This is a genomic window from Streptomyces sp. NPDC050743, assembly GCF_044456925.1.
GTDB lineage: Bacteria > Actinomycetota > Actinomycetes > Streptomycetales > Streptomycetaceae > Streptomyces.
In genome coordinates this window covers 262430-275147 of record NZ_JBITGJ010000005.1, presented here as the reverse complement: position 1 = coordinate 275147, position 12718 = coordinate 262430, and the positions used below count along the sequence as shown (strand labels likewise).

Annotated in this window: 7 protein-coding genes, 2 tRNA genes, 1 other RNA gene and 1 pseudogene; 3 read left to right on the top strand and 8 right to left on the bottom strand. The window is 73.7% G+C overall.

Annotation, left to right across the window (positions count from 1 at the left end; genetic code table 11):
* Positions 1-7 precede the first annotated feature (7 nt).
* Positions 8-80: transfer RNA gene (locus tag ACIBJF_RS08730), tRNA-Gly, on the top strand.
* Between the two features lie 45 nt (positions 81-125).
* On the opposite strand, the gene ACIBJF_RS08725 is transcribed toward ACIBJF_RS08730, so the two are convergent.
* The 6 genes from ACIBJF_RS08725 to ffs form a co-directional block, all read right to left on the bottom strand.
* Positions 126-1025, bottom strand: coding sequence for a phosphoribosylaminoimidazolesuccinocarboxamide synthase (locus tag ACIBJF_RS08725; RefSeq protein WP_399172977.1), 900 nt, complete (start codon positions 1023-1025; stop codon positions 126-128).
* 115 nt (positions 1026-1140) lie between these two features.
* Positions 1141-2622, bottom strand: coding sequence for a N,N-dimethylformamidase beta subunit family domain-containing protein (locus ACIBJF_RS08720; RefSeq protein ID WP_399172976.1), 1482 nt, complete (start codon positions 2620-2622; stop codon positions 1141-1143).
* Between the two features lie 240 nt (positions 2623-2862).
* Entirely contained in the window at positions 2863-4857 is a 1995-nt protein-coding gene (locus ACIBJF_RS08715) for a hypothetical protein (protein ID WP_399172975.1), read from the bottom strand.
* A 265-nt stretch (positions 4858-5122) separates the two neighbouring features.
* Entirely contained in the window at positions 5123-6385 is a 1263-nt protein-coding gene (gene purD / locus ACIBJF_RS08710; protein ID WP_399172974.1) for a phosphoribosylamine--glycine ligase, read from the bottom strand.
* 504 nt (positions 6386-6889) lie between these two features.
* On the bottom strand, positions 6890-9214 hold the full coding sequence (locus ACIBJF_RS08705; protein ID WP_399172973.1) for a DNA polymerase III subunit gamma and tau: 2325 nt from the start codon (positions 9212-9214) through the stop codon (positions 6890-6892).
* Positions 9215-9292: 78 nt separating this feature from the next.
* An RNA gene (gene ffs / locus ACIBJF_RS08700) (signal recognition particle sRNA small type) lies at positions 9293-9389 on the bottom strand.
* 108 nt (positions 9390-9497) lie between these two features.
* Here ffs and ACIBJF_RS08695 point away from each other — a divergent pair.
* Positions 9498-9585: transfer RNA gene (locus ACIBJF_RS08695), tRNA-Ser, on the top strand.
* A gap of 270 nt (positions 9586-9855) precedes the next feature.
* Positions 9856-10077, top strand: coding sequence for a hypothetical protein (locus tag ACIBJF_RS08690; RefSeq protein WP_399172972.1), 222 nt, complete (start codon positions 9856-9858; stop codon positions 10075-10077).
* A 450-nt stretch (positions 10078-10527) separates the two neighbouring features.
* On the opposite strand, the gene ACIBJF_RS08685 is transcribed toward ACIBJF_RS08690, so the two are convergent.
* Positions 10528-12291, bottom strand: coding sequence for a copper resistance protein CopC (locus ACIBJF_RS08685; protein WP_399172971.1), 1764 nt, complete (start codon positions 12289-12291; stop codon positions 10528-10530).
* A gap of 55 nt (positions 12292-12346) precedes the next feature.
* Positions 12347-12671, bottom strand: a pseudogene (locus tag ACIBJF_RS08680) (SDR family NAD(P)-dependent oxidoreductase); the annotation flags it as partial.
* Positions 12672-12718 lie beyond the last annotated feature (47 nt).

Sequence of the window (12718 nt, the reverse complement as noted above, 5' to 3'; positions counted from 1 at the left end):
GCGCAAGGCGGACGTAGCTCAGTTGGTAGAGCGCAACCTTGCCAAGGTTGAGGTCGCGAGTTCGAGCCTCGTCGTCCGCTCGGGAAGAAGACCCCGGTCCATCGGACCGGGGTCTTTTCGTGCTGCTAGCTCCAGCTCAGGCCGGTGAGGCGCTCGTAGGCCTCCACGTACTTCCGCCGGGTCTGCTGGACGACCTCGTCCGGCAGCGGCGGCGGGGGCTGCTCGCTCTTGCGGTCCCAGCCGGAGGCCGCGGAGGTCAGCCAGTCCCGGACGAACTGCTTGTCGTACGACGGCTGGGCGCGGCCCGGCTGCCACTGGTCGGCCGGCCAGAAGCGGGAGGAGTCGGGGGTGAGGACCTCGTCCGCGAGGACCAGGGTGTCGCCGTCGAAGCCGAACTCGAACTTGGTGTCCGCCAGGATGATCCCCCGGTCGCGGGCGATATCCCGGGCCCGCGAGTACACGGCGAGGGTGGCCTGGCGGAGCTGGGCGGCGGTGTCGGCGCCGACCTGACGGGCGACCTCCTCGTAGGACACGTTCTCGTCGTGCTCGCCGACCTCGGCCTTGGTGGCCGGGGTGAAGATGGGGGCGGGGAGTTCCGAACCGTCGACGAGGCCTTCGGGGAGGGCGAGGCCGCAGACCGTACGGGACTCGTCGTACTCGGCCAGGCCGGAGCCGGTGAGGTAGCCGCGGGCCACGCACTCCACCGGCACCATCTTCAGCCGCTTGCAGACCAGCGTGCGGCCCGCCCAGTCGGCCGGGGCGCCCTCGGGCACCTCGGTGCTGATCACGTGGTTGGGGGCCAGGTCGCGCAGCTGGTCGAACCACCACAAGGAGAGCTGGGTGAGGACACGGCCCTTGTCGGGGATCTCCGTGGGCAGCACCCAGTCGTACGCGGACATGCGGTCGCTGGCGACCATCACGAGGTCGCCCGCCTCGTTCTGGTACAGCTCGCGCACCTTTCCGGTGTGCAGGTGCACCAGGCCCGGAACCTGGATCGGCTCGGGCTTTTCTACGAATCCGGACACGGTTCCTCCCCGTGGTTCTGTCCAAGTGCCTCGATTCTCCCTTATGGGGGCGATCGGTTTCGGCCAGGGGTCGTGTGTCCCGGCTCGGCGATCAGTCGGGTTCGCGGGTCGGGGATCAGTCGCGTTTGCAGATGCGGTCCAGGAGGTTCGCCGTGGCGCGCTGGATACGGGGGTCCACATGGCCGGGGCGGTCCAGGGCCGGGGACCAGGCGAAGGTGCCGGAGGCGAAGACCCAGGCGCCGGAGGGCGCGCGGTAGAGGGAGGTCTCCTGGTGGCGCAGGACGCCGTCGTTGTCGGTGTACGGGGAGTGGGCGAGCAGGATGCGCTCCTCGTGCGCGGGCAGCGGGGTGCGCGGGAAGTACCGGTCGGCCTCGCCGGCGACCAGGCCCTCGATCTCGTCGCCCTCGTGCGCGCCGGTCGCCTCCCAGAGCCAGTGACCGGCGTTGCGGACGACCAGCGGATGCGGCTCGGGCACCCGGCCCGCGTACTGGATGCCGACCACTTGCTGCTCGGGCCGGTCGATCTCGCGCCAGAGGACCGGCTTGCCGGGTCCCTTGCGTTTGCGGCAGGTCAGCAGCCGGTCCGGGACGCCGGACGGGGCGGGGCCCAGCTCCACCTGCCAGTACATGGTGTTGGCGGAGAGGAAGACCAGTGAGGTGCCGCGGTCGCGCGCCTGCTCGACCGCGCGGCGCATCGGCACGGACCAGTACTCGTCGTGGCCGGGGAAGACCAGGCCCCGGTAGCGGGCCGGATCCACGCGGCCGGCGTGCAGGTCGCGGGCGTCGGCGTAGGCGAGGTCGTAGCCGTACCGCTCGGCCCAGCGGATGAAGTCGTAGGCGTGCCCGACGTGCAGGGGCAGGCCGGCGCCCGCGTAGGGGCGGTCGAAGGAGACCGTGGTCGCCGCGTCGGCCTCGCCGAGCAGCCGGCCCTTGTCGTCCCAGGCGTGGTAGAGGCTGGCGCCGGTGCGGCCGTCCTCCGGATACAGGTTGTACGCCTGCCAGGTGATGTCCGGTAGCAGGAGGAGCAGGTCGGCGGGGCGGTCGTCGCGGACCGTGAACGGCACGTGGGAGCGGTGGCCGTCGGCGGTGGTGAGGACGGCCACATAGGCGCCGATGGGCCAGTGGGAGGGCACCTGGAGGCGCCAGGACAGCCACCAGTGGTGGCAGGAGACCGTGCGGTCGACGGCCAGCGGCGCGGGCTGGACGATGCCGGACAGGCGCGGGCTGGTGGTGATCTTGGAGGCGCCGTCGCCGCCGTAGTGTCCGATCCGGTAGATGTCGACGCCGAACTCCTGGGGCGGGTCGACCGTGATGTGGAAGTCGATCGCCGCGCCGGGGGTGACCGCGCCGGTTGCGGTGAAGCCCTTGATCTGGCGGTGCACGTCGTCGGCCGAGCGGGGCCCGGGCACGCGCGGGGCGGTGCCGACCCCTTTGAGCGGCTGCGGGCTCGGGTCGACGTACCAGGGCACGACATGACCGGTGTCGTCGAAGTAGGTCTCACTGCCGCGCAGCCAGGGCACCGGGCCCTGACCGAAGGGGTCCGTGACGGCGTGCGCGAGTGCTCCGGACTCCCAGCGGCGGATGTGGTCCGAGGCCATGGTCGCTCCCCTCCCTCTGCCCCCGTGTCGTCCTGTCTCGGTGGTGCTCGCCGTGCTCGGTGTGCTCGGTTGGTACCGCGGTCCTCGGGCGTGCTGTCGCATGTCGCACGCCCTTGCCAGGTGCGTGGTCGCTCCCAGCACATCACATAACGCACGGGCTCGGTCACTAGTCGTTGCGAATTGACCTGAAGTGGAAGACAGAGCTCCCGTTCGGCGAGCCGCACGGACTGCCGCGGGCCGCTAGACGAGCCGTACGGGCTTCTCGGGGCGTATCCCGGACGCGGCCAGCCAGTCGCGCAGCGGGCCCGGGTCTCCCTCCTCGATGAGACGGAGCACCTTGGGCGCGAGGTCGGCGGCGCGCTCGCCGCCGAGCAGCAGGGAGGGGCCGTCCAGCCAGTCCAGGGCGGGGACCGCGTCGGCGGTGTCCACGGCGGCGCAGCACACCATGGCCGTGACGTGATCGGTGAGCAGGTCGCGGGCGGTGCGGGGCGGCTGCAGCGGGAAGAGGGGCAGGCCGGCGTCGTCCCACAGGGCGCTCTCGGGGCTTCGGCCGGTGGCGGTCGCGCCGAATCTGGGCGCGCCGGCCTCCTCGCGGGCCAGCGCGGCGGTCAGGCCTGCGGCGAGGGCGGCGCTGCGTTCCGTACCCGGGTCCTCGGGAGCGTCGGGGGCGTAGGGCGGCGCCGGTTCCGCCTCGGCTTCGCCCTCGGCGGGGATTTCGTCCCCGCCCGCATCACCCGTGCGGCTTTCGTGGTCGGGTGCGGGTGGCCCCTGGGGGGCGGGCTCGCCGTCGGCGGCTTGCGGGTGGGGCGTCGGGGCGGGGGGCTCCTGGGGGGCGGGCTCGCCGTCGGTGAGTTGCGCGTCGGGCGCTGGGGCGGGTGGGCGTGAGGGGTCCGGGGCCGCGTCGGTGGGGTGGGCGGCGACCTGCGGCGACCTCGGTTCCGGGGCCTCCGGGGCGGGCTCGGTGAGGTGGTCCAGCACTCGGGCCAGGGTGGGGCCGCCGGGGTCGGGGGTCGTGGGGTCGAGGGAGGGGCGGACGCCCAGGGAGTCCAGGACGCGGTGCAGACGGGCCGCGTCGGTGCGCCAGGTGCGGTCCACGACCTCCTCCGGATACGCCTGCCAGTCCACCGGTGCCCAGTCCGGGCCGGACTCCGCGGGGCCGCCGTGGAAGAGGCGGGCGGCGAGGAGGGAGGCGGCCTCGTCCACGACGCCCGGCTCCTCCAGGAGGTCGCACGCGGGCCGCTCGCCGAGCCGGGAGGTGAAGCCCTCGGCCAGGCGGTCGCGCCGGGACAGCTCGGTGAGCGCCGCCACCACGCCCGCGTCCAGCCGCGAGGGCCAGCGGCCCATGCGCCAGGCGGGCAGCGCGACCCTGGTCAGCAGCCGGTCCCAGCCTGCGTAGGCCAGGCCCACCTGTTCCTGGGCGACGATCCGCAGGCCGTAGTCGACGGCCTGGGCCCGCTCGGCCGCCGCCGCGGCGACCCCGCGCTCCATCTGAGTGGCGTGTTCCCGGCAGCTCCGCAGCAGCAGGCGGGCCACCCAGCCGAGGGCCGCGCACAGACCGCGCGTCGCCGGGCAGCGGGCCCGTGTCGAGGCGACCGCGACCGCCGCGTCCAGACCGCGCACGAAGCGCCGGGCGGCGGCTATGTCCGGGTGTGCCGAAGGTCCCGTACCGGCGATGACCGGGGCGAGGACCGCGCGCAGCTCGCCGACCCGCATCCACCACAGGAACGGGGAGCCGATGACGAGCACCGGGGAGACGGGCGGGCGGCGGCGGCCCGGGCCCGACAGCTCGTCCTCGTCGAACGCGGGGCGCGGCGGGGGGCCGTGGGCCGAGTGCGTACGGTCCTCCAGCCAGCTGTCGCAGTCCGGGGTCAGCGCTATGGCCGAGGGGGCCGGCACGTCCAGCCGGTCGGCGAGGTCGCGCACCATCCGGTACAGGTCCGGGGCGGACTCCTCCGGGATCGGCACCGTCGGGCTGACGGCCGGGCGGGCCCGGGCCACGACCAGGGCGATACCGGTGGCGGCCAGCAGCACCAGCACGGCGAGCAGGCCCACGACCCAGCGGGCCACGTCCCAGCCCTGGCCGACGAAGTGGCCGGTGGGGCCGCCGGTCAGCAGGATCACCGCGGCCGCAGCGGGCAGCACGGCCACGGCCAGCGCCCGGCCCCGCACCCTCAGTACGGCGAGGGCCCGGCTGCGCGCGGCCTGCGCGCCCATCTCCGCACCGATTCCGGTCACGTCCCGCTCTCACCGCCTCGCTGCCGATGTACGTGCTGTCCTGGTGGTGCTCACTCCCCCACTGTGGCACCCGCCACTGACATCGCAATGCCGGTGGGCCAAGTGCCGGAACGCTTGCGCGGCACCCTAGTTGGGGCCCCGCCCCACGTCAGCCGTATAGACGATTGCTCACTCGATGGAATGGCTTTGGTCAGAGGTGGGTGACAGACAGCAAAGATCAGGCCCCGGATCAGGGGATCCGGGGCCTGCGTCAGGGGAGGTCAGATCAGGCGTTCGCAGCCTCGGCCGCCGCCTTCGCGGCGATGTCCGTGCGGTGCTGGGAGCCGTCCAGGCGGATCCGGTCCACCGCCCGGTACGCCCGTTCGCGCGCCTCGGTCAGGTCCTTGCCGGTGGCGGTGACGGACAGCACCCGGCCGCCCGCGCTGACGACGGCGTCGCCGTCCCGCTTGGTCCCGGCGTGCAGCACGTACGCGTGCGGGGCGTCCTCGGCGGCCACCTCGTCCAGACCGGTGATCGGGTCGCCGGTGCGGGGGATGGCGGGGTAGTTGTGCGAGGCGACGACGACCGTGACGGCGGCGTCCTCGCTCCAGCGCAGGGGCGGCAGATCGGCGAGGTTGCCGGTGGCGGCGGCCATCAGCAGGCCGGCCAGCGGGGTCTTCAGCCGGGCCAGCACGACCTGGGTCTCGGGGTCGCCGAAGCGGGCGTTGAACTCGATCACCCGGACGCCACGGCTGGTGATGGCCAGGCCCGCGTAGAGCAGGCCGGAGAAGGGGGTGTCACGGCGGCGCAGCTCGTCCACGGTCGGCTGCAGCACCGTCTCCAGCACCTCGTCGACCAGCTTCGGCTCGGCCCACGGCAGCGGCGAGTACGCGCCCATGCCGCCGGTGTTCGGGCCCTCGTCGCCGTCCAGGGCGCGCTTGAAGTCCTGGGCGGGCTGGAGCGGTACGACCGTCTCCCCATCGGTGATCGCGAAGAGGGACACCTCGGGGCCGTCGAGGAACTCCTCGATGACCACGCGCTCGCAGGCGGCGGCGTGGGCCTTGGCGGCCTCCAGGTCGTCGGTGACGACCACGCCCTTGCCGGCGGCGAGGCCGTCGTCCTTGACGACGTAGGGGGCGCCGAAGGCGTCCAGGGCCTCGTCGACCTCCTCGGCCGTCGTGCACACGTAGGAGCGGGCGGTCGGCACTCCGGCCGCCGCCATGACGTCCTTGGCGAAGGCCTTGGAGCCCTCCAGCTGCGCGGCCTCCTTGGACGGGCCGAACACCGGGATGCCCGCCGCGCGGACGGCGTCGGCCACACCGGCGACCAGCGGGGCCTCCGGGCCGACGATGACCAGGTCGGCACCGAGGCCGGCGGCCAGCTCGGCGACCGCCTTGCCGTCGAGCGCGTCGACCGAGTGCAGCTCGGCGACCTCGGCGATGCCGGCGTTGCCGGGGGCGCAGTGCAGCGCGGTGACGTCGGGGTCGAGGGACAGGGAGCGGCACAGGGCGTGTTCGCGGGCGCCGCTGCCGATGACGAGGACCTTCACGGGGTCAGCCTAATGGCAAGGTTGCCGAAGGTTGGGGGGCGGGTTTGTTGGGGTTTCCTCCAAAGGGGGCGGTGTCGGGGCGGCCGTCCCTGGGAGCTCCGCCCCCAGACCCCCGTTTTTGCCCAGCCGCCCACCCGACTCGGTTGGCTGTGAGGGGTGCCCTCGGGAGCGGGTGCGGCGTGCGTGGTGCGGTGCGGGCCGGGGCGAGGCGGGGGAATCGGCTCCGTCGGCTGGAAGGGTGCCGTTCGGGGTGGAGTGTGGCGTGCGTGGCTCAGTGCGGTGTGGTGCAGGCCCGGGCGGGGGGAGTCGCCTCGGCCCGGTCGGCCACTCTCTGCGTCGGCCCATCCCGGTCGACCACGCGCTCCCTGCTAGATCCCGTCGGCCACTCGCGCGCCGCCCCAACCCGGTCGACCACTGGCACCGCCGCGTCTCCAACACGGTCGGCCACTCGCCGTGCCGCCCCGACACCGTCGGCCACTGGCACCGCCGCGCCCCGCCCGTCGGCTACTCGTTCGAGAACTCCTCCACCACCGTCGCCCCCAGTTCCCGCACGATCAGTTCGTGGCCGGAGAGGGCCGACTCGTCGAGGTCCGGGTCGTCGTCCTCGGGGATGTCGTCCTCGGGGGCGACGGAGGGCGGCTCGGGGGCGGCCGTGGGCTGAGGCGCGGGGGTGGGTGCGGTGGGGGTGGCCGCGGGGCCGGACTGCGGTGACGCGGGCGCCTGCGGGGTCGGCTGGGGAGCCGCGGGGCGGGGTGCGGACGGGGCGCCGTGGCCACCGCCGCCTCCGGCGGGAGCGCCGTAACCGCCTCCGCCGCCGAAGCCCGAGCCCCCGGCGGGCGAGGGCGCGGAACCGCCACCGGACGGGTCGACGACCGCCTCGATCTTCCACTGCACGTTGAACTGCTCGGCCAGCGCCGCCCGCAGCACGTCCTCGCTGCCGCTGCCGGCGAAGTTGTCACGGGCACCGGCGTTGACGAAGCCGAGCTGGAGGGTGGTGCCGTCGAAGCCGGCCACCTGCGCGTTCTGGCTGAGCAGGATCCAGGTGAAGCGGCGGCGGTTCTTGACGGCCTCCAGGATGTTCGGCCAGAGCATGCGGGGGTCGAGGCCACCGGTCGGGGCGGCCGCGGGCGCTGCCGGGGCCGCGGGGGCCGCCGAGGACGCCGGGGGCTGCTGCTGGCCGGCCGAGGGACGGCCTGGGGCGTGGCCCTGAGCGGTGTGGCCCTGCGGTGCGCCGCCCGCCGGTGCCGCGGCCGTGGGCCAGCCACCGGGGCGTCGGCCGCTTCCTGCCGTAGCGGCCGTGGGCCAGGCGCCGGGAGCGGCAGCGGCCGGGGCAACTGGGGCAGCCGGTGCGGGGGGTGCTGTCGGGACAGGAGGTGCCGTCGGGGCCGGGGGTGCCGTAGGCGCGGGGGCGGCCGGAGCCGGAGCACCTGTGCCAGGACCGCCTGGACCACCAGGGCCAGCGGGACCACCGTCGCCAGGACCACTGACACCCGGAGCCGCAACGCCCTGCCCGCCGGCGGCAGGCCCGGCACCCCCCGGCCCATTCGCCGCCCGCACCGCCGCGCGGGCCACTGCCGGGCCGGTGCCGGGCGGTACGGAGGCTGCGGCGCCGTGGACCTCTGGGCCAGGGGCGTAGCCCATCGCGGGCGTACCGGCGCCGGCCGAGAACTGGACGCCGCGCTCGATGCGGTCGAGGCGGGCCATCAGCGAGCGCTCGTCGCCGTAGGCGGCGGGGAGCAGTACGCGTGCGCAGATCAGTTCCAGCTGGAGGCGGGGCGAGGTGGCGCCGCGCATCTCCGTCAGGCCGGCGTTGACGAGGTCGGCGGCGCGGCTCAGCTCGGCGGCGCCGAAGGTGGAGGCCTGGGCCTGCATGCGCTCCAGGACGTCGGCCGGGGCGTCGATGAGGCCCTTGTCCACGGCGTCCGGCACGGCGGCGAGGATCACCAGGTCCCGGAGGCGCTCCAGCAGGTCGGCGACGAAACGGCGCGGGTCGTTGCCGCCCTCGATGACGCGGTCGACGACCTCGAAGGCGGCGGCCCCGTCACCGGTGGCGAAGGCCTCGACGACGGAGTCGAGAAGGGAGCCGTCGGTGTAGCCGAGGAGGGAGGTGGCCATGGCATAGGTCACACCCTCCTCGCCGGCGCCGGCGAGGAGCTGGTCCATGACGGACATGGAGTCACGCACGGAACCCGCGCCGGCGCGCACGACGAGCGGCAGCACGCCGTCCTCGACCGGGATGTCCTCCTTCTGGCACACCTCGGCGAGGTAGTCCCGCAGGGTGCCGGGCGGCACGAGCCGGAAGGGGTAGTGATGGGTCCGCGACCGGATCGTGCCGATGACCTTCTCGGGCTCGGTGGTCGCGAAGATGAACTTGAGGTGCTCCGGCGGCTCCTCGACGACCTTCAGCAGCGCGTTGAAGCCGGCCGACGTGACCATGTGGGCCTCGTCGATGATGTAGATCTTGTACCGGCTGCTCGCGGGGCCGAAGAACGCCTTCTCGCGCAGCTCACGGGCGTCGTCCACACCACCGTGAGAGGCCGCGTCGATCTCGATGACGTCGATCGAGCCCGGGCCGTTGCGCGCCAGGTCCCGGCACGACTGGCACTCGCCGCACGGGGTCGGGGTGGGACCTTGCTCACAGTTCAGACAGCGGGCGAGGATCCGCGCGCTGGTCGTCTTGCCGCAGCCGCGCGGACCACTGAACAGGTACGCGTGGTTGACCCGGTTGTTCCGCAGCGCCTGCTGCAGCGGGTCGGTGACATGCTCCTGCCCGATGACCTCGGCAAAGGTCTCCGGGCGATAGCGGCGGTACAGCGCGAGAGACGACACGCATACGAGGTTATAGGCGCCCACTGACAACCGGTCCCGGCCGCGGGCGCCCCGGCGAAGTCCGCGGCGGCCCGGAAACGCAAGGGCCCCCCACGCACCCGCCAGAGCCGACCTACCCTTGCTGCCTTCCGGCCCTGGGGGAGTTCAGTCAGATAGCGCCGCGTGAGGGGCTGCGCTCCACAGTACCCGATCGCGGCCCGTGGGCTGTAACGGATGCGGGCCTGCGGGAACGAGGCGGGAACGAGTTCGCGAGCACTCCCCTCGGTCATGTAATGTTTCCGGCGGAGGATTCGCCTAGAGGCCTAGGGCGCACGCTTGGAAAGCGTGTTGGGGGCAACCCCTCACGAGTTCGAATCTCGTATCCTCCGCCAGCCCAGAGGGCCGGACCATGAAAGTGGTCCGGCCCTCTGGCGTTCGTCGGTCTCACTTGCCGAGCGACTTGCCGGGGCATGACTCGCGTCATACGCATGCGGCGGGCGGGCGTCCGGGACGCCGAGGATCCCTCCGGGCGAAGGGGGGAGATTCCAGTTTCGTCTCACCGGGTCGCGGAACCCCAGGTCAGTGGCATGAAGCAGGTGTTCCCGTATGGATCTGTGCCGACGGCCACAGCAAACGGGATCCACGTACGCTCATACTGAGTCATGACAAAGCCTGCTGCGCCGAAGCGTCATCTGCCTACCAGCCCCTTCAAGGCCCCCGTCACACCGGCTCCCAAGCACTTCGCCGTGGGCGACCAGGTCACCCACGACATGTACGGCCTCGGCCGAGTGATCGGCATCGAGTCCGGAGTCGCGGCGCTCGTGGATTTCGGCTCGGAGCAAGTACGTGTCTTGAGCCCCTACGCCAAGATGACCAAGCTGTAGGACCGCTGTGCCCGGTCACGGCACACCAGGCCCCTTCAGGGACCTGTAACGAAAGAGAGTCCCCTCATCGATCTGACGTCGCTGTTCTCCGCCCTGGAAGGGCAACCCCGCCGCTCCACCGCGGCATCGCCGCCTCCGGCGACCAACCCCTTCCAGGCCCCTGACTTCGGGGAAGACGAGACCTTGCCGCCCGAGGACGCACAGGAGCCCGCCCCGGGCACACGTGCGGCGCGGCCCAAGGCGGCCTAGCCACGCGGCAGGCGAACGGCCCTGTACGCGCTCCCGACCAGGCGCCGACAGACTTGTCTCCGGCAGGGCTGACCAGGCGGAACGAGGGCCCCGACCAGATCCTGGTCGGGGCCCTCGTCGTGTCGTCGCCGCGGTTTGGTCGCGGTTCGCCGCAGGCGGACCGGTGGCCCTCCCTGACCCGCGGGGCCCGGCGCGTCCTGCCTACCGTGTCACCCGCACCGGTGCCGACACCGTCACCTGGTCCAGTTCCGACACCCGCACCGTCGCCTTCATCGTCCAGGTGCCCGGGAGGGGGAGGTCGAAGGAGTCGGTGGACCAGTAGCCGCCGCGGTCGGTGACGCGGGTGTCGAGAGGACCCAGGTGCCGGGCGGGCAGGGTGAGGGTGACCCGGAGTTCGGGGACCGTGGACAGGCCGCCGTCGGGGCCGTAGACCACCGCCTGGACGGAGGTGCGGCCGACGCGGCCCGGGTCCAGGGTGATCTGCACCTTGCCGTGCCCGCCGGGGGTGCCGACGTCGAAAGGGATCGTGGTGACGGAGGCCGTCGGGATGCCGGTCGTCGGTGTCCCCGTCCGCGCCGCATCGGTGGCCGCGCGGCCGGGAACCGTGCTGGTCAGCAAAGTCGTCAGGGCCAGCACCAGCACGCCGACGGCCGCCTCCGCCAGCACCGAGCGGCGCAGGGTGTGGAAGGGCGGGGGTGGCGGCGGCGTGGGCCGTTCCGGGGGCAGTGGGAGTGAGGGGACCGTGGCCGGTTCGGGGACGCGGGCGACGGCGACCCGGGGTGCTCGGGTCAGGCGGGTCGTCCAGGTGCGGGAGCAGGCCGCCGCCAGGAGGAGCGCGGTGACCGCCGCGAGTTTGGCCAGCAGGGTGCGGCCGTACGTCGTGTCCGTGAGCGCCTGCCAGGAGCCGAGGCCCCGCCAGGACTGGTAGACGCCGGTCACGACCAGGACCGTCACCGAGGCGAAGGCCAGGCGGGAGAAGCGGGCCAGGGTGGTGGGGGAGGTACGCGGCAACGTGCGCAGGAGGGCCGCCAGGCCGCCCAGCCAGGTCCCCATGGCCAGCAGGTGGAGGGTGCCGGCGGTGATGGCCAGCGGGACCTGGACGCCCGCCGAGGCGTGGTCGGCCGCGGTCCAGGTCAGGGCGAGCGGGAGGGAGACGGCCCCCGCCACGGCGAGCGTCGTACGGCGCGGGAGCCTTCTGCGGCGGGCCCTCAGGAGGGCGACGGCGGCCGCCGCGAGGAGGAGCAGGGCCAGGCGTGCGAGCAGGAGGCCGCCGGGGCGGGTCGTGGCCGTGTGGGTCAGGGAGCGCAGGGAGAGGGCGGGTGCCGTGCCCTCCTCGTAGGGGGCACGCAGGAGGTAGAGGGCGGCCGTCGTGGCGAGGAGGGTCCAGGCGGCGGCCAGAGCGGGGACGCGCAGCGGTGCCGCCGTCGGCGGGCGGCAGTACGCCACGAACGCCGCCGTGCCGAGCAGGAGGGCCAGGCAGAGGTAGGCGAGGTAGCGGGCGATGTTGTAGAGGGCCGCCGTGGCGGGGTTCTCCGGGTCGTCGGGGGCCGGGCTCGCGGCGGTAGCCGTGCGGGTGCCGACCGAGAAGGTGAGCGCGCCGGACACCGGGTGGCTGTCCGCGGACACCACCCGCCAGGCGACCGTGTAGGTGCCCCTGGCGAGCTTGCCGGGCAGGGAGACGCGGGCCGTGTCCGAGCGGCCGGGAGCGTGCTCGGCGGGGCCGGTGCGCAGCCGGTGGTTGGTGGGGTCGTAGACGCGGAAGGTGTCGGTGAGCAGGCCGACCGATTCGGTGAAGGTCAGCGTGATGTGCCGGGGGGCCGTGCGCAGCAGGGTTCCGTCGGCGGGGTCGGTCGTGCGCAGGGCCGCGTGGGCGGACGCGGGGGCCGCCGTGCCGAGCAACAGGAGGAAGAGGCCCGCACAGAGCAGGATCAGCCGCCTGGACCGGCGGTGTCGGTCGCGCTGCACGTCGTCCCCTCCCTTGCCCGCGTTCCCTAACGTACGGACAGACCGGCCGCCTTGCTCACCAGGTCGGCCGGGCCGAGACGCCGCCGTCCGCCGTCAGGTCGTGGCCGCTGCCCCAGCGGGGGCGGCGAGGCCACGAAAACGCAGGCGGCGGCAGGCCGGCGAGGTACGCCCTCCGGCCAGGCCCGCCCGGTCGATGAGGCCTGGCGAGCGGGACGGGCGGCCTCGACGGAGGCGATGTGGGTGATGGTGCCGCCACCGTGGGCCCGCATATGCGCGGCGGCGGCCTGAGTGCAGGCGAATCCGCTGGTGAGGTCGGTGTCGACGACCGTGCGCCACTCGGCCGCCGTCATGCCGGGCAGGGGCTGGATCGGCTGGACTCCCAGGTACGCCGGAACAGGCCGCCCTCGCGGGGGATGGGTTCGAGGCC